We start from the raw sequence: 22,345 nt of genomic DNA, 5'->3' as shown, positions 1-22,345 counted from the left end.
AGCCGCTCATACGATCTCCTGCCTCGGATGCCTCGCATGATCGGCTTCGCCTGCTCAGGGAGACCGTTCTGAGGGCTGCCCGGTTCCCGAACCAGGGCAAAAAGAAAGAGGACCCCGTCGTGAGGTCCTCTTCTTCCATGCTCCCCCGACTGGACTCGAACCAGTAACCTGCCGGTTAACAGCCGGCTGCTCTGCCAATTGAGCTACAGGGGACTGCGCTCCCCCGACTGGACTCGAACCAGTAACCTGCCGGTTAACAGCCGGCTGCTCTGCCAATTGAGCTACAGGGGATTGCTGCGGTGCACCGAACAGCCCACCTCCGGCCTAGCCGGAGGGGCGAGCGCCCGTTGCGAGTCATAGATTAGCGCAAGCAGGGGGGTGCTCCGCCAATCGGTATCGCCAGCCGGCCGGGCACCACACGACGAAGGGTGGCAGGCATGCGGTACAAGGTCACGTTCGTGGTCGGACTGGCCCTCGGATACGTCCTGGGAACCCGCGCGGGGCGCGAGCGTTACGAGCAGCTGAAGAAGTCCGCGCGCGAGATCGCGCAGAACCCCGCGGTGCGCAACGCCGCCGAGAGCGCCGGGCACACGGGGCGCGAGTACGCCGGGAAGGCCTTCGCCACCGTGAGCCACAAGGTGGGCGACGCGGTGCCCTCCTCCCTGGCCGGACGGGTGCGGGGCCTGCGCGACCGGGCCGGCGCCGGCGCCGAAGACGAATGGGGCACCAGCAACACCTGAACCGCGGGGAACCGGCGGGATCCGGCGCCTCCGGGCGGCGGATCCCGCCTCGGCGTGCGGCAGAATTCTCTGCATGGGGATAGTCGCCGGGCTGGACAGCTCTTCCGCCTTCACTCGTATCGTCGTCTGTGACACCGACACGGGTGCCGTGCTGCGCCAGGGGTACGCCCCGCATCCGCAGCCCGCGGGCGATCCCGAGAGCGCCCACCCCCACGAGACCGACCCGCAGGCCTGGCTGCTCTCCCTCGGCGAGGCCGCCGGCGGCGGGCTCCTCGAAGGCGTGCAAGCCATAGGGGTCTCCGCGCAGCAGCACGGGCTGCTGCCGCTGGACCAGCAGGGCGCCCTCGTACGTCCGGCGCTGATCGGCAACGACAAGCGCGGCCAGGTCGCCGCCGTCGACCTGATCGAGGCGCTGGGCGGCCGGCAGGCCTGGGCCGAGGCCGTCGGATCCGTACCGCAGTCCGCGCAGCCGGTGGCGAAGCTGGCCTGGCTGGCCCGCACCGAGCCGGAGGCGGCCCGCCGGGTGGCCGTGCTGATGTCCGCGCACGACTGGCTGGTCTGGCAGTTGCTGGGCCGGCCGGCCCGGCGGACCACCGACCGGGGCGGCGCCTCGGGTACCGGGTACTGGTCGCCGGCCACCGGTTCGTACCGCCCCGACCTGGTCGAGCTGGCGCTCGGGCACATGGCGCTGCTGCCCGAGGTGCTCGGGCCGGCCGAGGCCGCCGGGATGACGCCGGAGGGGCTGCTGATCTCCGCGGGCACCGGGGAGACCATGGCCGCCGCGCTCGGGCTGGGCCTCGGCCCCGGCGACGCGGTGGTCTCGCTGGGCGCGTCCGGCTCGGTGATGGCCGTGCACCACGAGGCGCTGTCGGAGCCGGGCGGGCTGATCACCTCGCTGGCCGACGCCAGTGGCATGCACCTGCCGGTGGTGAACACCTCCAATGCCGTACGGGCGCTGCGCGGCACCGCCGAGCTGCTCGGCACCGATCTGGAGGGGCTGTCGGAGCTCGCGCTGAAGTCGACGCCGGGTGCGCACGGCCTCGTACTCCTGCCCTACCTGGAAGGCGAGCGGACGCCGAACCTGCCGCACTCCGCCGGGACCCTTTCGGGGCTGCGGCGGGACTCGATGAAGCCGGAGCACCTGGCGCGGGCCGCGTTCGAGGGCATGCTGTGCGGGCTGGTCGACGCGCTGGACGTGCTGCGCTCGCGCGGGGTGGAGATCCGCCGGGTGTTCCTGCTGGGCGCGGCGGCCGAGCTGCCCGCCGTACAGGCCGCGGCTCCGGGGCTGTTCGGGACGCAGGTCGTCGTTCCGGCGCCGGCCGACTACGCGGCTCTGGGTGCGGCCCGCCAGGCCGCGTGGGCGCTCGGGGTGCAGCAGGGCACGCTGGCCCCGCACACCCCGCCGGTGTGGCCGGGCCCGGCGGCGCAGGTTTTCGAGCCGGGCGAGGAGTACCCTGCCTGGCAGGCGGTGCGCCAGCAGTACATCGCGACGCGGGAGCAGATCCACCCGGGGGCCTTCCAGGGCTGAGTTCCGAGGGCCCTCCGGCGCCGGGACTACTGCCGCTGGAGTAGGCCCGGCGGCCGGTCTACTCCTTTTGACCGGCCTTTGCGAAAACCGGTAGGGATCGGCCGCGCGGTGGCCGAAGATGGAGTGAACCCCCTCGATCTTGCCGACCGGAGCCTGCGCGTGCTCATACGACTTCTGCGGACCCATCTGGGTCCGTACCGGAAACCGATCGCCCTGCTGGTCCTGCTGCAACTGCTGCAGACCAGTGCGAGCCTCTACCTGCCCACGCTGAACGCCGACATCATCGACAACGGTGTCGTCAGCGGCGACACCGGCTACATCCTGCGCTTCGGCGCCCTGATGCTCGGCGTCTCCCTCGTCCAGCTCCTGTGCAACTGCGGCGCCGTCTACTTCGGCGCCCGTACCGCGGCCGCCGTCGGCCGCGACATCCGCGCCTCGGTCTTCGACCGGGTGCAGAGCTTCTCCGCGCGCGAGCTCGGCCAGTTCGGCGCCCCCTCTCTGATCACGCGTACGACGAACGACGTGCAGCAGATCCAGATGCTGGTCCTGATGACCTTCACGCTGATGGTCTCGGCGCCGATCATGTGCATCGGCGGCATCGGCATGGCGCTCTCGCTCGACGTGAAGCTGTCGGGCGTGCTGCTGGCCGTGGTCCCCGTCCTCGGCCTGTCGGTCGGCGCGATCGTGTTCAAGACGCGGCCGCTGTTCCGCAAGATGCAGGTCCGTCTGGACACCGTGAACCGCGTGCTGCGCGAGCAGATCACCGGCAACCGCGTGATCCGCGCCTTCATCCGCGACGACTACGAGAAGGACCGGTTCCGGGAGGCCAACGCCGACCTGACCGGGGTCTCCCTCGCCGCCGGCAAGCTGCTCGCGCTGATGTTCCCGACGGTCATCGTGGTCGTGAACATCTCCAGCGTCGCCGTCATCTGGTTCGGCGCGATGCGCGTCGACAGCGGCGGCATGGAGATCGGCCAGCTGACGGCCTTCCTCGCCTATCTGATGCAGATCGTCATGTCCGTGATGATGGCCACCTTCATGTTCATGATGGTGCCGCGCGCCGAGGTCTGCGCCGAGCGCGTCCAGGAGGTCCTGGACACCGAGTCCAGCGTGGTCCCGCCCGTGGATCCCGTGCGCAAGCTGCTCGCCCGCGGGCAGCTGGAACTGCGCGGCGCCGACTTCCGCTACCCGGGCGCCGAGGCGCCGGTGCTGCGCGGGGTGGACCTGGTGGCCCGCCCCGGCGAGACCACCGCGGTCATCGGCTCCACCGGCAGCGGCAAGTCCACGCTGCTGGGCCTGGTCCCGCGGCTGTTCGACGCGACCGGCGGCGATGTGCTGGTCGACGGCCAGGACGTACGCCGCCTCGATCCGGAGCTGCTGGCCAAGACGGTCGGCATGGTGCCGCAGAAGCCGTACCTCTTCTCCGGGACCGTCGCCTCCAACCTGCGGTACGGGCGTCCCGACGCCACCGACGAGGAGCTGTGGCACGCGCTGGAGGTGGCGCAGGCCAAGGACTTCGTCTCCGAGCTTGAGGGCGGTCTGGACGCGCCCGTCACCCAGGGCGGAACCAATGTCTCCGGCGGCCAGCGCCAGCGCCTGGCCATCGCCCGCACGCTGGTGCAGCGCCCCGAGATCTACCTCTTCGACGACTCCTTCTCCGCCCTCGACTACGCGACGGACGCGGCGCTGCGCTCGGCGCTCTCGCGCGAGACGGAGGAGGCGACGGTGGTGATCGTCGCTCAGCGGGTCTCCACGATCCGCGACGCCGACCGGATCATCGTGCTGGACGAGGGCCAGGTCGTGGGCGAAGGACGCCACCACGAGCTGATGGCCGACAACGAGACCTACCGGGAGATCGTGCTCTCCCAGCTGACGGAGGCGGAGGCCGCATGAGCGGGCCCGGAGGACGGATGATGATGGGGCCGGCCGAGCGGTCCATGGACTTCAAGGGCTCGGGCAAGCGGCTGCTGGGCCAGATCGCGCAGGACCGGGGCAGGCTCTGGGGCATGGTCGTCGCCGTCGTCGGCAGCGTCGGCTGTTCGGTCGTCGGTCCGAAGATCCTCGGTGAGGCGACCGACCTGGTGTTCGCGGGGATCGTCGGCCGCCAGATGCCGGCCGGGATCACCAAGGAGCAGGCCCTGGACGGGCTGCGCGCCAAGGGCGAGGGCGGGATGGCGGACATGCTGTCCGGCACCGACTTCACCCCCGGCCAGGGCATCGACTTCGGTGCCGTCGGGGTCGTGGCGATCTGGGCGCTGGTGGTCTTCACCCTCGCCGGCCTGCTGATGCTGGTCGCGACGAGGCTGTCGAACCACATCATGAACGGCACCGTGTACCGGATGCGCGAGGAGCTCCAGGGGAAGCTCTCGCGACTGCCGCTGTCGTACTTCGACCGGCAGAAGCGCGGCGAGGTGCTCAGCCGCGCCACGAACGACATAGACAACATCGGGCAGACGCTCCAGCAGACGATGGGGCAGCTGCTCAACTCGCTGCTGACGATCGTCGGTGTGCTGGCGATGATGTTCTGGATCTCCCCGCTGCTGGCGCTGGTCGCGCTGGTGACGATCCCGGTGTCGGTGTTCGTCGCGGCGAAGATCGGCAAGAAGTCGCAGCCGCAGTTCGTCGCGCAGTGGAAGTCGACGGGCGCGCTGAACGCGCACATCGAGGAGATGTACTCGGGCCACACGCTGGTCAAGGTGTTCGGCCGGCAGAAGGAGTCCGCGGCGGTCTTCGCCGAGCACAACGAGGCCCTGTACCGGGCCTCGTTCAAGGCGCAGCTGGTCAGCGGGATCATGCAGCCGGTGATGTTCTTCATCTCGAACATCAACTACGTGCTGGTGGCGGTCGTCGGCGGTCTGCGGGTGGCCTCGGGGTCCCTGTCGATCGGTGACGTGCAGGCGTTCATCCAGTACTCGCGCCAGTTCTCGATGCCGCTGACGCAGGTCGCGTCGATGGCGAACCTGGTGCAGTCCGGCGTGGCCTCGGCGGAGCGGGTGTACGAGCTGCTCGACGCGGAGGAGCAGGAGCCGGACGCGGAGGTTCCGGAGCGTCCGGAGCAGATCCGCGGCCAGGTCACCCTCGACAAGGTGGCCTTCCGCTACGAGCCGGACAAGCCGCTGATCGAGAACCTGTCGCTGACGGTCGAGCCCGGCCACACGGTGGCGATCGTCGGCCCGACGGGCGCCGGCAAGACCACGCTGGTGAACCTGCTGATGCGGTTCTACGAGGTCACGGGCGGCGAGATCGCCCTGGACGGCGTGGACATCGCCAAGATGACCCGTGAGGAACTGCGCGGCGGCATCGGCATGGTGCTCCAGGACACCTGGCTGTTCGGCGGCACCATCGCGCAGAACATCGCCTACGGCGCGGCGCGCGAGGTCACGCGCGCCGAGATCGAGGAGGCGGCGCGCGCCGCCCACGCGGACCGGTTCATCCGCACCCTGCCGGACGGCTACGACACCGTGCTGGACGACGAGGGCGCGGGCGTCAGCGCCGGCGAGAAGCAGCTGATCACCATCGCCCGGGCGTTCCTCTCGGATCCGGTGATCCTGGTGCTCGACGAGGCGACGAGCTCGGTGGACACCCGTACCGAGGTGCTGATCCAGAAGGCGATGGCGCGCCTCGCGCACGGCCGTACGTCCTTCGTGATCGCGCACCGGCTGTCCACGATCCGCGACGCCGACGTGATCCTGGTGATGGAGAACGGCTCGATCGTGGAGCAGGGCACGCACGAGGAGCTGCTGGACGCGGAGGGTGCGTACGCGCGCCTGTACGCGGCACAGTTCGCGCAGGCGGTGGCCGAGGTCGACTAGCGTCGGGGGCTCGGCTTGGCGTGGGGGTGCCCTCCTGACGGGGGCACCCCTTCTCCGTGTCAGTCTCCGTACTCAGTCCAGGTAGCCGCGGAGCTGGTCGGCGAAGGCGTGGTCGCGGAGCTTGTTGAGCGTCTTGGACTCGATCTGCCGGATGCGTTCGCGGGTCACGCCGAAGATCCGCCCGATCTCCTCCAGGGTGCGGGGCCTGCCGTCGGCGAGGCCGTAGCGCAGCTGCACGACCTTGCGCTCGCGCTCGCCGAGGGTGGACAGCACGGCTTCCAGGTGCTCGCGGAGCAGGAAGAACGCGGCGGACTCCATGGGCGAGGCGGCGTCCCCGTCCTCGATCAGATCGCCGAGGGCGACGTCGTCCTCCTCGCCGACCGGCGCGTGGAGCGAGACCGGCTCCTGGGCGAGGCGCAGTACCTCCAGGACCCGCTCGGGGGTCAGCTCCAGGTGGACGGCGACTTCTTCGGCGGTGGGCTCGTACCCGCGCTCCTGGAGCATGCGGCGCTGGACGCGCACGACGCGGTTGATCAGCTCGACGACGTGGACGGGGACGCGGATGGTGCGGGCCTGGTCGGCGAGGGCCCGCGACATCGCCTGCCGGATCCACCAGGTGGCGTAGGTGGAGAACTTGTAGCCGCGGGCGTAGTCGAATTTCTCGACGGCCCGGATGAGTCCGAGGTTCCCCTCCTGGACGAGGTCGAGCATGGTGAGCCCGCGGCCCACGTAGCGTTTGGCGACGGAGACGACGAGCCGCAGGTTCGACTCGATGAGGCGCCTCTTGGCCATCCGGCCCATCACGACGAGCTTGTCGAGGTCGAGGGCGAGGCGCAGGTCGAGGTCTGGGCTGTTGCCCAGCTTCTCCTCGGCGAACAGGCCGGCTTCGACGCGTCGCGCGAGTTCGACCTCCTCGGCGGCGGAGAGCAGCGGGATCCTGCCTATCTCGCGCAGGTACTGGCGGAACAGGTCTGCGGAGGGGCCGGCTCCGCCGGTGTCGGCGCGGCGGCGCGGCTCGGGCACCTGCTCGATGAGCTCCGGTACCTCGGGCTCTTCGGGCTCCTCGTCCACGGCGTCCACCTCGGGCTCTTCACCCGCGGTGGCCTGGGTGTCTTGGACGGGCGGGCTCGCGTTGACGGTCAGGATCCGGGTCTGCACGGGGGCGACCTCCAGGGCTCCGAGGACGGGGGCACCGCACCTCAGTGTGGGGTACGGCACATCGCTGCCACGAGGGGCGTGCGGGCACTTTCTGAGTCCGGTGCGTGACCGGATGGTTACCCGCCGCCGGGAATCCCGATGCGGACCGGACGCATGTCCGAGAAGTTCGATGCCGTGCAAACGCCCCCGGGACCCTGGTCCGGGGGCGCTCGTGCCGGTGGGCGGCGGCGAGAGGTGACCGGCGGTCAGGCCGGCTCCACGCGGACCGCGCACACCTTGAACTCCGGCATCCGGGAGACCGGGTCGAGGGCCGGGTTGGTCAGGGTGTTGGCGCGGCCCTCGCCAGGCCAGTGGAACGGCATGAAGACCGTGTCCGCACGGATCGTGTCCGTGATGCGGGCCGGTGCCACGGCGCGGCCGCGGCGGGAGACGACCGCGAGCGGGGCCCCCTCGACCGCGCCGATACGGGTCGCGAGGCGCGGGTGGAGTTCCACGAAGGGGCCGGGGGCGGCCGAGTTGAGCTCGTCCACGCGGCGGGTCTGGGCGCCCGACTGGTACTGGGCGACCACGCGGCCGGTGGTGAGCAGCAGCGGGTACTCGGCGTCGGGGACCTCGGCGGCCTCGCGGTGGGAGACGGGCGCGAAGCGGGCCCGGCCGTCGTCGGTGGCGAAGCGGTCGAGGAACAGGCGCGGGGTGCCGGCGTGGGAGTCGTCCGGGCAGGGCCAGAAGACGCCCTGTTCGGCTTCGATGCGGGCGTAGGAGATGCCCGAGTAGTCCGCCGGGCCGCCGGCCGAGGCCCGGCGGAGCTCCTCGAAGACCTCCTGGGGGTCGGTCGGGAAGCCCTTCTCGATGCCGAGGCGGTCGGCCAGGCCGTGCAGGACGTCCAGGTCGGTGCGCACCCCCGGCGGCGGGGTCAGGGCCCGGCGGCGCAGCAGGACGCGGCCCTCCAGGTTGGTGGTGGTGCCGGTCTCCTCCGCCCACTGGGCGACCGGGAGGACCACGTCCGCGAGGGCCGCCGTCTCGGAGAGGACCACGTCCGCCACGGCCAGGAAGTCCAGGGAGCGGATGCGGTCTTCGACATGGGCGGCGCGGGGGGCCGAGACCACCGGGTTGGACCCCATGAGGAGCAGGGCCTTCACCTCCGTGCCGAGGGCGTCGAGGAGTTCGTAGGCGCTGCGGCCGGGGCCGGGCAGGGTCCCGGGGTCGACCCCCCAGACCTCGGCCACGTGCGCCCGCGCGGCCGGGTCGGTGAGCTTGCGGTAGCCGGGGAGCTGGTCGGCCTTCTGGCCGTGCTCGCGGCCTCCCTGGCCGTTGCCCTGGCCGGTGAGGCAGCCGTACCCGGAGAGCGGGCGGCCCGCGCGGCCGGTGGCCAGGCAGAGGTTGATCCAGGCGCCGACGGTGTCGGTGCCCTTGGACTGCTGCTCGGGCCCGCGGGCGGTCAGCACCATCGCGGAGTCCGGTTCGCAGAACAGGGCGGCGGCCTCGCGGAGTTTGGGGACGGGCACACCGGTGATCCGTTCCACCAGCTCCGGCCAGTGCGCCATGGCCGCGGCGCGGGCCTGCGGCCAGCCGGTGGTGCGCCCGGCGATGAACTCCTCGTCGGTGCGCCCCTCGGCGACGACCAGGTGCAGCAGGCCGAGGGCCAGGGCGAGGTCGGTGCCGGGGCGGGGGGCGAGGTGCAGGTCGGCCTGCTCGGCGGTGCGCGTGCGGCGCGGGTCGACGACGATCAGCGTGCCGCCGTTCGCCTTGAGTTCGGTGAGGTAGCGCAGGGCGGGTGGCATGGTCTCGGCGGGGTTGGAGCCGACGAGGATGACACAGCCGGTCCGCGGGACGTCCTCCAGGGGGAAGGGCAGTCCGCGGTCCAGGCCGAAGGCCCGCTGGTGGGCCGCGGCGGCCGAGGACATGCAGAAGCGGCCGTTGTAGTCGATCTGCGAGGTCCGCAGGGCGACGCGGGCGAACTTGCCGAGCGCGTAGGCCTTCTCGTTGGTCAGCCCGCCGCCCCCGAACACCCCGACCGCGTCGGGTCCGTGCGCACGGCCCGTGCGGGCGAGGCCCTCGGCGACGGCGTCGAGGGCCTCCTCCCAGGTGGCCGGCTCCAGCCGTCCGGTGGCGTGGGTGCGGACGAGCGGCCCGGTCAGGCGCACCCGGGAGGAGAGCACGGCGGGGGCGGTCCGCCCCTTGCCGCACAGCGCGCCCCGGTTCACGGGGAAATCGGCCCGCTCTTCCACCACCACGCCCGCGCCGCCCGGCTCAGGGCGGAGGTTCATCCCGCATTGCAGCGCGCAGTACGGGCAGTGCGTGGCGGTGGCGGGATCGGGGGTGCGCATGCGGCCCAGCCTGCGCCGCCGGTGTTACGCCGACCGCCGCCTCCGGTTACGCCTCCCGTACGACCGCCTCAGCACGCCCGCCGCCGCCCGGTGAGGACCGGCGCTACCGCACGCCGGGGTTCCGTATCGGCGGGCCCGCCGTCCAGCCGCCGTCCACGGCCAGTTCGGCGCCCGTCATGTACGCGGCGGCGTCGGAGAGGAGGAAGGCGACGGCCGCGGCCGTCTCCTCCGGGGCGCCGACGCGGCCCAGCGGGGCGCCGGGGAATCCGCCCTCGCCGGACCGGATGCCGATCGGGGCGGTCATCGGGGTCAGCGTCATGCCCGGGTGGACCGAGTTGACGCGGATCCCCGCCTCGGCGAGCTCGACCGCGCCGATCTTCGACAGGCCGCGCACGCCCCACTTGGAGGCTCCGTACCCGGCGGTGAGCGCCAGGCCCATGAGCCCGGCCGCCGAGGAGATGTTGACGATGGAGCCGCCGCCGCTCGCCCGCAGCAGAGGTATCGCGGTCTTGATGCCGATGAAGGTGCCGACCAGGTTGATCTCGACGACCTGCCGGAAGTGCTCGACGCTCTCGTGCTCCAGGAGCTGCCCGGTGGCTATGCCGGCGTTGTTCACCAGGCCGTCGATCCGCCCGAACTCGGCCACCGCGTGGTCGAGGGCGGCCTGCCAGTCGGCCTCGCTCGTGACGTCGTGCCGCAGGAACCGCGCCGCGCCGCCCAGCTTCTCGGCCGTCGAAGCGCCCTCCGCCTCCAGCACGTCGGTGATCAGCACGCTGCCGCCCCCGTCCACGACGGCCCGCGCGGCCGCCGCGCCCAGCCCGCGCGCTCCCCCGGTGACGACGACGGTCTTGCCGGTCAGATCCACAACAGCCATGGTCCACACCCCTGACGAAGCCATATGACTAATCGGCATACCAGGCCGACGGTGCGTCAGTCTGCCAGAGCGGCCAGGACCCGCGACACCCCCTGCTCCTTCGGCCCCAGGAAGCGCGGCTCCGGCTTGAAGGCCGCGTCCAGCGCGGCCTTGCCCGCCGCGAAGACCTCGCGCGTGCCGCCGTAGTACCAGGTCGCGTCGTGCTCGTCGTCCACCCCGACCCCGTACGCGTCCAGGCCCGCCGCGCCGCACAGCGCGACGGCCCGGCGTATGTGGAAGCCCTGGCTGATCAGCACGGCCCGCTTCACCCCGAAGATCTCCTTGGCCCGGACGCAGGAGTCCCACGTGTCGAACCCGGCGTAGTCGCTGACGACGCGGTCGTCCGGCACCCCGTGCGCCGTCAGGTACGTCCGCATCGCGTCGGGCTCGTCGTACTCGGTGCGGCCGTTGTCCCCGGTGACGAGCACCACCTTGGCCTTGCCCGTGTGGTACAGCTCCACCGCCGCGTCGAGCCGCCTCGCCAGATACGGGGTCGGCCGCCCGTTCCACAGCCCCGCCCCGAACACCACCGCCACCTCGGCGGCCGGAGCGTCGGCCGTGGTCCGCAGCCGGTCCGCGGCCGCCGCGTGCGTCCAGGCCGAGGGCAGCAGGAACAGCACGCATCCGGCCACCACCGCCCGGACGGCCCGCCGCCGCCCCGCCACCGTCCTCATCCAGCCCGGCGACGGCTTCCGCTTCCCCGCCCGCTCCAACGTCCGCTTCATGGCCGATCCCCCCGTTGCGCCACACCTCGTTCGCACACATTGACGATCAACGCCCGCGACGCAGTTCCCCCCGCCTCGCCTTTCACTCGTACGAATGAGCGGGTGAGCTACCGGTAAACACCCGTCACCCTTGCGCAACGCCACCGACATCTGCGGACCGCAGGATCGGTTCATGACGGAGCTGGTGCACCCTCCCGAGTCCCTGTCCCTCCCCTTTCCCCCCGCCACCGGCACGGAGCTGCTGACCCGGATCACCACCCAGCTCGGCACGCAGCTCAGCGGTCTGCGCCCCTGGCGCCCGGCGGGGGGCCGGTCCGACGGAGCCCCCTCATGCAGCCCACACTCGTCGCCGTCGCCCACGGCAGCCGTGACCCCCGCGCCCTCCCCGCCGCCTCCGCCCTCCTCGACCGGATCCGCGAGCTCCGCCCCCGCCTCGACGTCCGGCTCGGCCACATCGAGCTGAACCGGCCACTGCTCGGCGAGACCCTCCGGGAGACGACCGGCGCGGCCGTCCTCGTCCCGCTGCTCCTCGGCCGCGGCCACCACGTCAAGCGCGACCTCCCCGCGGCCGCCGCCCGCGCCACCCACCTGGACACCCGCGTCGCCGCCCCGCTCGGCCCGCATCCGCTGCTGGTCGAGGCCCTGTACGAGCGGCTGCTGGAGGCCGGCTGGGTCGCCGGCGCGGGCACCGCCGTCGTCCTCGCCGCCGCCGGCTCCCGCGACCCCGACGCGGCGGCCGACACCCGCCGCACCGCCGGCCTGCTCTCCGAACGCCTCGGCGGCGCGGCCGTCGTACCGGCCTACGCCTCCGCCGCCGCACCCACCGTCCCCGACGCCGTCCGCGCCCTCGCCGCCCGCGGCCACCACCGGATCGCGGTGGCCTCCTACTTCACCGCCCCCGGCCGCTTCGCCGCGCAGTGCGCCGCCGCCGCGCCCGGCCCCGCGTCCGCGCCGCTCGGCGACCACCCGGCCCTGGCCCGCCTCGTACTGCGGCGCTACGACGAGGCCCTGGCCGTGCAGCGCACTTCCCCGCCCGCCCCGACCGCCCTCGAACTGGCCACCGCGTAAAGACCCCGCCCGCGCGAATTGCTCAGATTGGTCGCATTGTCGGTGTTCCCGGTTACCGTCTGAGCATGGAAGGCATGGAACGCACCGGCACCGCACCCGCCCCGCACCCCGACCCGGACGCCCCCGGCGCCCCGTACGACGCGTCCGACACCGAGCGCTGGGCCGCCGAGCCCGACAAACGCCCCGGCCGGACCGCCTTCCAGCGCGACCGGGCCCGCGTGCTGCACTCCGCCGCCCTGCGCCGCCTCGCCGGGAAGACCCAGGTGGTCACCCCCGGCAGCCGCTCGTACGACTGGGACGCCAGCCCCCGGACCCGACTGACGCACTCCCTGGAGTGCGCCCAGGTCGGCCGCGAGCTCGGCGCGGCCCTCGGCTGCGATCCCGACCTCGTCGAGGCCGCCTGCCTCTCGCACGACATGGGCCACCCGCCCTTCGGTCACAACGGCGAGGAGGCGCTGAACGAGTTCGCCAAGGACTGCGGCGGATTCGAGGGCAACGCCCAGTCGCTGCGCCTGCTGACCCGCCTGGAGCCGAAGCGTTTCGTGCCCGACCCGGCCACCGGCGAGCTCGTCAGCGTCGGCCTCAACCTCACCCGGGCCTGCCTGGACGCCGCCACCAAGTACCCCTGGGCCCGCGGCGGCCACCCCACCGATCCCGACTCGGTCAAGTTCGGCGCGTACGAGGACGACCTGCCGGTCTTCGAGTGGCTGCGGCGCGGCGCGCCCGCGGACCGCAAGTGCTTCGAGGCCCAGGTGATGGACTGGTCGGACGACGTGGCCTACTCCGTCCACGACTTCGAGGACGGGCTGCACGCCGGGCACCTCGACCCGAACCTCCTCTTCGCCGAGCCCGAGCGCACGGCCATCTGGCGGGTCGCGATCGGCCGGTACGTGCCGGCCGACACCGCGCCCGAGGAGCTGCGCGAGGCCCTCGACCGGCTGATGGAGCAGGAGTGGTGGCCCCACGGGTACGACGGGTCGGCCGTCGCCCAGGCCCGCCTCAAGGACGCCACCAGCCAGCTGATCGGCCGGTTCTGCCTGGCCGCCGAGGGCGCCACCCGCGAGGCGTACGGCTCCGGCCGCCTGACCCGGTACGCGGCGGAGCTGGTCGTCCCGCGCGAGGCGCGCAACGAGTGCGCGGTCCTCAAGGCGGTGGCCGACCTGTACGTGATGCAGCGCGACGAGCAGGAGCGGCTCCGCGCCGACCAGCGCATCGTCCTGGCCGAACTCGCCGAGGCCCTCAGCGCCCGCGCCCCCGAGGGACTGGACCCGCAGTTCCGGGCGATCTTCGATGCGGCGCCCGACGACAGGGCGCGCAAACGGGCCGTCATCGACCAGATCGCGGCGCTCACGGACGCCTCCGCGCGCTCCCTGCACGCCCGGCTCACACGGCGCGCGCGCCGTGCGGTCGGGTGAGCCGATCGGGCCATTCCCCCTTCACGCGGCAGGCTCAGTGCGGGACGCTCGCATGTGGTCGCATGTGGCGGAGAGGTTATGAGGAGGCATCAGGTGGTCGACGCACACCGGACATTCGTCATCGTCGGCGCGGGGCTCGCCGGGGCCAAGGCGGCGGAGACGCTGAGGTCCGAGGGGTTCACGGGGCGGGTGATCCTGGTCGGCGACGAGCGCGACCATCCCTACGAACGGCCCCCGCTGTCCAAGGGGTACCTCCAGGGCAAGGAGGAGCGCGACAGCGTCTTCGTCCACGAGCCGTCCTGGTACGCGAAGGCCGACATCGAGCTGCACCTCGGCCAGCCCGCGGTCCAGCTGGACCGGGAGGCCCGCAAGATCGTCCTCGGTGACGGCACGGCGCTGCACTACGACAAGCTGCTGCTGGCCACGGGGGCCGAGCCGCGCCGCCTCGACATCCCGGGCACGGGCCTGGCCGGGGTGCACCACCTGCGCCGGCTCGCGCACGCCGAGCGGCTGAAGGGCGTACTGGCCGCCCTCGGCCGGGACAACGGCCACCTGCTGATCGCGGGCGCCGGGTGGATCGGCCTGGAGGTCGCCGCAGCGGCCCGCGCCTACGGGGCCGAGGTCACCGTGGTCGAGCCTCTGGCCACGCCGCTGCACGCGGTGCTCGGTCCGGAGATCGGCCGTCTCTTCGGTGACCTGCACGAGGAGCACGGGGTCCGCTTCCACTTCGGCGCGCGGCTCACCGAGATCGTCGGGCACGACGGCATGGTGCTCGCGGCCCGCACCGACGACGGGGAGGAGCATCCGGCGCACGCCGTGCTCGCGGCGATCGGGGCGGCGCCGCGGACGGCGCTCGCCGAGACCTCCGGGCTCGAGCTGGTCGACCGCCAGCACGGCGGCGGCATCGCCGTGGACGCCTCGCTGCGCACCAGCGATCCGAACGTGTTCGCCGTCGGGGACGTGGCCGCCGCGCACCACCCGCTGCTCGGGACCCGGCTGCGGGTCGAGCACTGGGCGAACGCCCTCAACGGGGGTCCGGCCGCGGCCCGGGCGATGCTGGGCCAGGAGGTCTCGTACGACCGGGTGCCGTACTTCTTCTCCGACCAGTACGACGTGGGCCTGGAGTACTCGGGCTACGCCCCGGCGGGCGGCTACGACCAGGTGCTGATCCGCGGGGACGTGGCCAAGCGGGAGTTCATCGCGTTCTGGCTGTCCGACGGGCGGGTGCTGGCCGGAATGAACGTGAATGTGTGGGATGTCACCGAGCACATCCAGGCGCTGATCCGCTCGAAGGCCCCGGTCGACCGCGAGGCCCTGGCGGACCCGTCGGTTCCGCTGGACTCCCTGGTGGGGGCGGAGGGGGCCTGACGGGTTTGTCGGCGCCCGGCCGTAGACTTCACGGGTGGCAGGACGGATCAACGACGACGATGTGAAGGCGGTACGGGACGCGGTCCCGATCGACGCCGTGGTCTCCGACTACCTCCAGCTGCGCAACGCGGGCGGCGGCAACCTCAAGGGCCTCTGCCCCTTCCACGACGAGAAGTCCCCGTCCTTCCAGGTCAGTCCCAGCAAGGGTCTCTACCACTGCTTCGGCTGCCAGGCGGGCGGGGACACCCTCGACTTCATCATGAAGATCGACCACCTCTCCTTCTCCGAGGCGGTCGAGCGCCTGGCCGGGCAGGCCGGCATCACCCTCCGGTACGAGGAGGGCGGGTACACCGCCGGCACCAGCGGTCGCGGAGAGCGCATCCGGCTGGTCGAGGCGCACAAGGCGGCCGCCCAGTTCTACGTCGAGCAGCTGGGCGGCGCCGAGGCCGAGATCGGCCGAAGGTTCCTCGCGGAGCGCGGCTTCGACCAGGCCGCGGCCGAGCACTTCAGCGTCGGGTACAGCCCGGCCGGCTGGGACCACCTGACCCGCTTCCTGCGCGGCAAGGGCTTCAGCGACAAGGAGCTGATCACCTCCGGCCTGGCCCAGGACAGCCGCAGCGGCAAGCCCATCGACCGCTTCCGCGGCCGGCTGATGTGGCCGATCCGCGACATCAGCGGCGAGGTGGTCGGCTTCGGCGCGCGCAAGCTGCGCGACGACGACAACGGGCCGAAGTACCTGAACACCCCCGAGACGGCGATCTACAAGAAGTCCCAGGTCCTGTACGGCATCGACCTGGCGAAGAAGGAGATCGCGCGGACCTCTCGGGCCGTGGTGGTCGAGGGCTACACGGACGTGATGGCCTGCCACATGGCCGGGGTCACCACCGCGATCGCGACCTGCGGCACCGCCTTCGGCGGCGACCACATCAAGATCCTGCGCCGCCTGCTGATGGACAACGCGACGGCCGAGGTGATCTTCACCTTCGACGGGGACGCGGCCGGCCAGAAGGCCGCGCTCCGCGCCTTCGAGGACGACCAGAAGTTCGCCGCCGAAACCTCCATCACCATCGCCCCCGGCGGCATGGACCCGTGCGACCTGCGCCTGGCGCAGGGGGACGCGGCGGTGTCCGGGCTGGTGGAGGCCCGTACCCCGCTGTTCGAGTTCGCGCTGCGGCACATCGTGGCCCGGCACAACCTGGAGAACCCGGCGGGCCGCGCCGCCGCGCTGGACGAGGCGGCCCCGGTCGTCGCCAACATCAAGAACATCGCGATCCAGCACGAGTCGGCGGTCCAGCTCGCCGGGATGCTCGGCATCCGCGACGAGCAGTTCGTCGTCAAGCGGGTCGCGCAGCTGGCGCGCTGGGCGCGTGAGCGGGGCGGCCAGGGCGGCGGGCAGCAGCAGGGCCGCGGCCGGTCCTCGCAGGCGTCCTCGTACGAGGCGGCCCCCGCGCCGAGCGCCCCCGCGGGCGGCGGACCGGCGCTGAACCTGCGCAGCCCCGCGCACCGCACCGAGCGCGAGCTGCTCAAGCTGGCGCTCCAGCGGCCGGCCCTGGTCTCCCCGGCCTTCGACGCGTACGGGGTCGACGAGTTCACCGCCCCGCCGTACGCGGCGGTCCGCGAGGCCATCCAGTCCGCGGGCGGCGCCTCGCTGGGCACCGACGACTACCTGGCCCGGGTCCGCGACGCCGCGCCGAACGACACGGTCCGCGCGCTGGTCACCGAGCTGGCCGTCGAGGCCATCCACGCCAAGACGGTGGACGAGGTGTACGCGGGCGTGCAGCTGGTCCAGGTCCGGCTGCGCGCGGTAGACCGCCGGGTCCACGAGATCCAGGGCACGATGTCGCGCCTGGGCACCCAGGCCCCGCCGGAGCAGCTGGCGGCGGTCCAAGAGGAGCTCTGGGTCCTCCAGCAGTACGGGCAGCGCCTGCGCAACCGGGGCGCCGAGGGCCTCTAGGGGGCCCGCGTACCCCGCGACTGCGTCCGGCGGAACCAGTCGCCGCCCGGTATCTCGGTGCCGGACTCGCGCAGCCTGCGGGCCAGCAGCGGGGCGGCCAGGTAGACCCAGGCGGTGGTGCGGGTGCCGTCGGGGCGGAGGGCGTCCCGTCGGACCCGGTCGTAGACGTTCAGGGGCCGGCCGGGACCGTGGTACTCCTCCAGCCGGTCCAGTTCGGCCAGCAGCCTCCCGTACGCGCCGGGGGCCGCGGTGACCAGCTCGCCGACGATCTCCGACCCCTGGTGCGGGACGGCGTACGGGTAGCCGGGGCCGTCGTACAGGAGCGCGTCCGGCAGCCGGGCGGGCTCCTCGGCGGCCGTGCGGCCCCGCAGGAACAGATCGTGGTTGACCTCGCCCGGGCGCAGGGTCCCGTACACGAAGAAGGGGAGTTCGGCGGTCATCCGGCCTTCCCCTGTGCCGGCTTCCGCGGCCGATCGGCTGATGTCACGGGGCCCTCCCTCGGGTACGGCGGACAGCGCACCGTCCGGGACTTTGGTCCCGATTCTGCCTGCGCCCCTCCACCGTACGCACCGCTGTTACACAACCTCCCGGTGCCCGTGATCGTCGCCGACTACCGTCGTTCCGTCCTGGCTCAGAACCCATTTGGCTCCTCATGACGCGACCGACCCGCACCCTCGCCGCCGCCCTCCTGTGCGCCGTCCTCTGCGCGCTCGCCGTCGGCGGCTGCTCCGCACCCGGAGGGCTGGGCGCAGGCGAGCCCGCACCGCCCGTATCGGCCCAGCCGCGTCCCGAGTCGCTCTGGCCGCTGTGGACCGACCAGTCCGTTTCGGGACCGGGCGCATCGGTCGGCACCCGGGAGCCCCCGCCGCAGCCGTTGAAGAACGCGCCCGAGGTGGGGCCCGGCGGGCTGCCCGCGGTGAACGTGCAGGACGTCGTACGCGCCGACAAGCAGATGAAGGCGTTCGCGGCGAAGGGCTGGATCAGCGCGCCCGGCAAGGTCGGGATGCGCCCGCCCGTCTTCCGCGACCTCACCGGTGACGGGGGCCAGGAGCTGATCGTCGCGGCCGACGCGGAGACGGGGCGCACCGCGCTGACCGTGTACACCGCCGAGGGGACCCGGATCGTCCCCATCCTCTTCACCGTCGGCCGCCGGCTGGCCGCCGAGACGATCGGCGGCGACCTGCTGCTGCGCACCGCCGCCGACGACGGCTCCGAACAGGCGGTCCGCTACCACTGGGACGGCGAGCGGATGCGGGTCGTCAGCGACGAGCGGCGCTACAGCAAGTCCGTGCCGGGCTGCGACGGCGACCCGGCCACCCCGCGGCCGAAGCGCACCGACAGGTACGGCCAGGTGTGCGAGTGAGGCCCGTCCTGGTCCGCTGCCGCCACCTCCTGCGGGCCCTCGGCCTGCGCTGGAAGATCTCGATCCTGCTCGCGGTCGGCTGCTCGCTGGTCGCCGTGACCATCGGCGTGCTGATCCACGAGGCGAGGGCGCAGCAGGTGGGCGAGGGCGCCCGGCAGAGCGCGCTCGCGCAGCTGATCCGCGTACGCCAGGTGTACGAGCTCACCGGGCGGCTGGACGAGGACAAGGTCGGCGAGGCCGACGCGTGGATCGACTGCCCGCAGCTGCCGACGCCGCTGCGCCGGGCGGCCCTGGCGGGGCAGCGCACCACCTACCTCGACCTGAGCGGGCCGGATCCGTCGGTGTGGGCGGCGCGCCCGGTCGGCGGGGAGCACGTGCTGTCCGTACGGCGGTCGCTCACCGCCGAGCAGGCCGAACTGGTCGAGCTGGACCAGCAGCTGGTGGCCTCGGGGGCCGGGGTGGTGACGCTCGCGGCGATCGGCGGCGCGCTGATGGCGAGCCGGCTGAGCAAGGACCTGCGGACGGCGGCCGAGACGGCCCGCCGGATCAGCGAGGGCGAACTGGACGCCCGGATCGGGGCGTCAGGCGTGCCGGGAACGCGCAATGAGGTCGCCGAGCTGTCCTCGGCCGTCGACACGATGGCGGCCAGCCTCCAGCAGAGGCTGGAGGCGGAGCAGCGGTTCACGGCGGACGTGGCGCACGAGCTGCGGACCCCGCTCACGGGGCTGCACACGGCGGCCGAACTGCTGCCTGCGGGGCGGCCGACAGAGCTGGTGCGGGACCGGGTCGCGGCGCTGCGGACGCTCACCGAGGACCTGCTGGAGGTGGCGCGGCTGGACGCGCGCCGGGAGGAGGCGCAGCTGGGGGCGCACGCGCTGGGTCCGCTGGTCGCGAAGATCGCGCAGCGGTCGGGGGTGGCGGCGGAGGTGGTGGGCGGGGACTGCCCGGAGGTGGTCCGCACCGATGCGCGGCGCCTGGAGCGGATCCTGATGAACCTGCTGGCCAATGCCCGTCGCCACGGCGTGGAGCCGGTCACGGTGACGGTCTGCGGGAACGTGGTGACGGTACGGGACCACGGTCCGGGCTTTCCGGCGAAGCTGCTGCGCGAGGGGCCGCAGCGGTTCCTGACGGGTGCGGTGGAGCGGGGGCAGGGGACGGGGCTGGGCCTGACGATCGCGTTCGGGCAGGCGCAGGTGATCGGGGCGCGAGTGAGGCTGTCGAACCCGGCTCCGGGGGGTGCGGCGGCGACGGTGACGCTGCCGGCGGCGTGAGCCGGGGGCCGGGACGGGATGCGCACTTCGGCCCTGTCTCACCCGGACGGCGTGACACCCCCCGATGGCCGAAGTCAGGGCCTTGACCTGCGCAAACGGGAGCGATACGGCAGGATCTGACGGAACATCGGCATGCGCGTCACGGCCGGGCCGGGTTTCCTCGGGATCACGACCCCGTGTCTCCAGGAGCCCCCATGCGCCGACGCACCGCCCACGTGCTCACCGCCACCGTGCTGACCGCCGCCGCGTTCACGGGCCCGGTCGCCGGGGCGGTCGCCGCCGCGGAGCTCGGCACGGCGGGTTTCGCCCCCGGCGACTTCGCGAAGCTGGAAGTCTGGCCGAAAAACGCCGTTCCCGGAGCCAGTGTCACCGTGAACACCACCGCCTGCGGCGTCGGCGGCCACGCCGACGGGGATGCCACCACGGTCGGCGGTGGCCGCTTCAAGCTGGTCCCCGGCACCCATAAAGAAGTGGTCATCGGACAATTCCAAATCGCCCGCGGCATTCGCCCGGGCACGTACAGCATTGGCGCGACCTGCGCCGACGGGAAATTCGCCACCGGCGATCTCGTCGTCACCGAACGCGGCCCCAAGGGCCACGTCAGCACCGGGGTGGGTGGCGGGACGACCACCACCGTCGACCCCACCAAGATCACGGCGGGAGCGGTCGTACTGGCCGCGGCCGCCGTCGGCGGTACCTGGCTCCTGCGTCGCCGGGCGAGCGGCACGCGGAGCTGACGGACGCCCACCGCGGCTGCGGCCGCGGTCCGACCGGTACCGTCCCCCGTCGCCCGCCCCGCGAGGTCCCCCCGTTCGCGGGGCCGGGCGACGGCCTGCAGGCCGGAAGGCGGCCGCGCGGAGAACCGCCGCGCCAGGCCCGCCGCACCGAACACGGACCGGAACTCACCGCCAGGGGGCACCCATGGGCAGAGGCCAGGCCGGCCGCGGCGGACTCGTCGCGCTCGCCGCCTGCGTCGGCGTCTGGCTCGTCGGCAGCGGCTCCAGCCAGTCGATCGGTCCCCCGCTGCCCTCCCCCGCCGATGCGCTGGGCACGCAGGCGCACTACCCCGGCAGCATCGACCCGCTCCCCGGATCCCCGCCGAGCAGGATCGAGATCCCGTCCATCCGGGTGGACGCCCCGCTGACCGGACTGGGCCTCGGCCCGGACGGGAGCATCGAAGTACCGCCGCCCGCCCGCCGCGACCTGGCGGGCTGGTACCGGGACGGCACCACCCCCGGAGCCGTCGGCACCGCCGTCATCGTGGGCCACGTCGACCACGCGACCGGCCCCTCGGTCTTCTACCACCTGGGCGCGCTGCACCGCGGAGCCACGATCGAGGTGCCGCGCGCGGACGGACGTACCGCCGTGTTCACCGTCCACGCGGTCGAGGTGTACGAAGCCGACCGCTTCCCCGACTCCCGCGTGTACGGGCCCTCGCCGCGCGCCGAGCTCCGGGTGATCACCTGCGGCGGGGGCTTCTCGCCCCGAACCGGCTACCAGGGCAACGTGGTCGTCTTCGCCCATCTCACCGGCACCCGCTGAGGGGTCCGCTGAGCTCAGAGCCCGGCCCGGCCGGTCAGCCCCACTGCTCCAGACCGAGCTTGATCACCAGTGCGCCGACCACCGTCAGCAGCACGCCGCGCACGAACCCGCTGCCCTTCTTCAGCGCCATCCGAGCTCCGACCATGCCGCCCGCCAGGTTGAACACCGCCATCAGCGCGGCCAGCTGCCACAGCACCATCCCCTGGTACGCGAACATCGCGAGCGCCCCGGCGTTCGTGCAGCAGTTGACGATCTTGGCGGTCGCGGAGGCGCTCACCAGGTCGAGGTGGAGCAGCGCGGTGAGGGCCAGCACCAGGAAGGTGCCGGTGCCGGGCCCGATGAGACCGTCGTAGAACCCGATGCCGAGGCCGGCGAGCCCGATGGCGAGCAGCACCCGCTGCCGGCTGACGGGCGCGGTCGAGGGGGCGGTGCCGAAGCCCGGCTTGAAGATCACGATGCCCGCGACGACCACGAGTACGCCCATGATGAGCGGGCGCATGGTGTCCTTGCTGATCCCGCCGGCCAGCGCGGCCCCGCCCATGGAGCCGGCGAGCGCGGCGAGGCCGATCCGGACGGCGAGCTTCACGTTCACCGGGGCCTTGCGTACGTACGTCACCGCCGCTCCCGCGGTGCCGACGATCGCCACGGCCTTGTTGGTGCCGAGCACGGCGGCGGGCTGGGCGTTCGGCAGGCCGAGGAGCAGGGCGGGCAGGAGCAGCAGTCCGCCGCCGCCCACCACGGCGTCGATCCAGCCGGCCGCGGCCGCGGCCACGCACAGCACGATGATCATGGTCGTTGATATGTCAGGCACGGTCACGACCCTATGGAGCCGATGGGTGCACAGCCCATCAATCCCCGGAAACTTGCGCAAAGGTTGAGCTTTGCCGGGCAGGCACCCGGTCAGGGGCCGCCGGGGCGGCCGGGTTCACCGTCGCCGTCAGCGCCGTCGCGGCCAGCACGCTGGCCAGCCCGAGCCCGGCCGCGAGCCGCCGCGCGGGCGGTACGGCGGCCAGTGCGGCCGCGCCCGTCCGCAGGGCGGAGGGGCGCCGGTGCCCCCGGTGCCGGGCGGCGGGTACCGCGGGCGCGGCGGGGGCGGGGGCGGCGGCACCGGGAGCCGCGACCGGTACGGACAGCGGGACGTGGAGCGGATGGCGCATGGCG

The 22,345-nt window shown here is 73.0% G+C and carries 19 protein-coding genes and 2 tRNA genes; 12 read left to right on the top strand and 9 right to left on the bottom strand.

Translation table 11 applies throughout. From position 1 onward, the window contains the following. Positions 1-140: 140 nt before the first annotated feature. Positions 141-213, bottom strand: a tRNA-Asn gene (locus tag ACFYXV_RS14660). Positions 214-218: 5 nt separating this feature from the next. Continuing rightward, a tRNA-Asn gene (locus ACFYXV_RS14655) sits at positions 219-291 on the bottom strand. 146 nt (positions 292-437) lie between these two features. Here ACFYXV_RS14655 and ACFYXV_RS14650 point away from each other — a divergent pair. From ACFYXV_RS14650 to ACFYXV_RS14635, 4 genes are all read left to right on the top strand, one after another. Further along, positions 438-740, top strand: coding sequence for a YtxH domain-containing protein (locus tag ACFYXV_RS14650; RefSeq protein WP_385464065.1), 303 nt, complete (start codon positions 438-440; stop codon positions 738-740). Between the two features lie 73 nt (positions 741-813). Beyond that, positions 814-2,268, top strand: a complete 1,455-nt coding sequence (locus ACFYXV_RS14645) for an FGGY family carbohydrate kinase (RefSeq protein ID WP_385464068.1) — start codon at positions 814-816, stop codon at positions 2,266-2,268. A gap of 159 nt (positions 2,269-2,427) precedes the next feature. Beyond that, positions 2,428-4,161 (top strand): ABC transporter ATP-binding protein, encoded by a 1,734-nt coding sequence (locus ACFYXV_RS14640; RefSeq protein WP_385464071.1) that lies wholly within the window; start codon positions 2,428-2,430, stop codon positions 4,159-4,161. Continuing rightward, positions 4,158-6,080: an ABC transporter ATP-binding protein gene (locus ACFYXV_RS14635; RefSeq protein ID WP_385464074.1), complete on the top strand. Its 1,923-nt coding sequence runs from the start codon at positions 4,158-4,160 to the stop codon at positions 6,078-6,080. The genes ACFYXV_RS14640 and ACFYXV_RS14635 overlap by 4 nt, the downstream gene beginning before the upstream one ends. A gap of 72 nt (positions 6,081-6,152) precedes the next feature. On the opposite strand, the gene ACFYXV_RS14630 is transcribed toward ACFYXV_RS14635, so the two are convergent. The 4 genes from ACFYXV_RS14630 to ACFYXV_RS14615 all read right to left on the bottom strand — a co-directional run bounded on the left by ACFYXV_RS14630 (position 6,153) and on the right by ACFYXV_RS14615 (position 11,203). Then, the gene (locus tag ACFYXV_RS14630) at positions 6,153-7,298 is read right to left on the bottom strand and encodes an RNA polymerase sigma factor (RefSeq protein WP_385464079.1); all 1,146 of its coding nucleotides are present in this window, start codon (positions 7,296-7,298) and stop codon (positions 6,153-6,155) included. Positions 7,299-7,483: 185 nt separating this feature from the next. Continuing rightward, positions 7,484-9,565, bottom strand: coding sequence for a molybdopterin oxidoreductase family protein (locus ACFYXV_RS14625; protein WP_389383035.1), 2,082 nt, complete (start codon positions 9,563-9,565; stop codon positions 7,484-7,486). 103 nt (positions 9,566-9,668) lie between these two features. Further along, the gene (locus ACFYXV_RS14620; RefSeq protein WP_385464085.1) at positions 9,669-10,439 is read right to left on the bottom strand and encodes an SDR family oxidoreductase; all 771 of its coding nucleotides are present in this window, start codon (positions 10,437-10,439) and stop codon (positions 9,669-9,671) included. 56 nt (positions 10,440-10,495) lie between these two features. After that, complete coding sequence (locus ACFYXV_RS14615; protein ID WP_389383034.1) at positions 10,496-11,203, bottom strand: vancomycin high temperature exclusion protein; 708 nt, start codon at positions 11,201-11,203, stop codon at positions 10,496-10,498. A gap of 330 nt (positions 11,204-11,533) precedes the next feature. Between ACFYXV_RS14615 and ACFYXV_RS14610 the strand changes: the two genes are divergently transcribed. From ACFYXV_RS14610 to dnaG, 4 genes are all read left to right on the top strand, one after another. Next, positions 11,534-12,271: a sirohydrochlorin chelatase gene (locus ACFYXV_RS14610; protein WP_389383033.1), complete on the top strand. Its 738-nt coding sequence runs from the start codon at positions 11,534-11,536 to the stop codon at positions 12,269-12,271. A gap of 74 nt (positions 12,272-12,345) precedes the next feature. Next, positions 12,346-13,686, top strand: coding sequence for a deoxyguanosinetriphosphate triphosphohydrolase (locus tag ACFYXV_RS14605; protein WP_385464177.1), 1,341 nt, complete (start codon positions 12,346-12,348; stop codon positions 13,684-13,686). Between the two features lie 93 nt (positions 13,687-13,779). After that, a complete protein-coding gene (locus tag ACFYXV_RS14600) occupies positions 13,780-15,054 on the top strand; it encodes an NAD(P)/FAD-dependent oxidoreductase (protein ID WP_385464094.1) in 1,275 nt (424 codons plus the stop codon). 34 nt (positions 15,055-15,088) lie between these two features. Beyond that, positions 15,089-17,008, top strand: a complete 1,920-nt coding sequence (gene dnaG, locus ACFYXV_RS14595) for a DNA primase (RefSeq protein WP_389383032.1) — start codon at positions 15,089-15,091, stop codon at positions 17,006-17,008. On the opposite strand, the gene ACFYXV_RS14590 is transcribed toward dnaG, so the two are convergent. Continuing rightward, entirely contained in the window at positions 17,005-17,448 is a 444-nt protein-coding gene (locus tag ACFYXV_RS14590) for a gamma-glutamylcyclotransferase family protein (RefSeq protein ID WP_389383031.1), read from the bottom strand. The two genes, dnaG and ACFYXV_RS14590, sit on opposite strands and share 4 nt — an antisense overlap. Positions 17,449-17,660: 212 nt before the next feature. On the opposite strand from ACFYXV_RS14590, the gene ACFYXV_RS14585 reads away from it, so the two are divergent. The 4 genes from ACFYXV_RS14585 (at position 17,661) to ACFYXV_RS14570 (ending at position 21,184) form a co-directional block, all read left to right on the top strand. Continuing rightward, positions 17,661-18,371 (top strand): hypothetical protein, encoded by a 711-nt coding sequence (locus ACFYXV_RS14585; RefSeq protein ID WP_385464103.1) that lies wholly within the window; start codon positions 17,661-17,663, stop codon positions 18,369-18,371. After that, positions 18,368-19,642 carry an ATP-binding protein gene (locus ACFYXV_RS14580; protein WP_389383030.1) on the top strand — a complete coding sequence of 425 codons (1,275 nt, stop codon included), beginning with the start codon at positions 18,368-18,370 and terminating at the stop codon, positions 19,640-19,642. Before ACFYXV_RS14585 ends, ACFYXV_RS14580 begins: the two co-directional genes overlap by 4 nt. A 194-nt stretch (positions 19,643-19,836) precedes the next feature. Continuing rightward, on the top strand, positions 19,837-20,379 hold the full coding sequence (locus ACFYXV_RS14575) for a hypothetical protein (RefSeq protein WP_385464109.1): 543 nt from the start codon (positions 19,837-19,839) through the stop codon (positions 20,377-20,379). 184 nt (positions 20,380-20,563) lie between these two features. Then, a complete protein-coding gene (locus ACFYXV_RS14570) occupies positions 20,564-21,184 on the top strand; it encodes a class F sortase (protein ID WP_385464112.1) in 621 nt (206 codons plus the stop codon). Between the two features lie 34 nt (positions 21,185-21,218). On the opposite strand, the gene ACFYXV_RS14565 is transcribed toward ACFYXV_RS14570, so the two are convergent. Beyond that, on the bottom strand, positions 21,219-21,995 hold the full coding sequence (locus tag ACFYXV_RS14565) for a sulfite exporter TauE/SafE family protein (protein ID WP_385464115.1): 777 nt from the start codon (positions 21,993-21,995) through the stop codon (positions 21,219-21,221). Between the two features lie 37 nt (positions 21,996-22,032). Continuing rightward, positions 22,033-22,341, bottom strand: coding sequence for a hypothetical protein (locus ACFYXV_RS14560; protein ID WP_389383029.1), 309 nt, complete (start codon positions 22,339-22,341; stop codon positions 22,033-22,035). Positions 22,342-22,345: the final 4 nt, after the last annotated feature.

The sequence above is a fragment of the Streptomyces sp. NPDC002181 genome (assembly GCF_042890485.1).
GTDB lineage: Bacteria > Actinomycetota > Actinomycetes > Streptomycetales > Streptomycetaceae > Streptomyces.
This window is presented reverse-complemented; position numbering and strand designations above follow the sequence as displayed.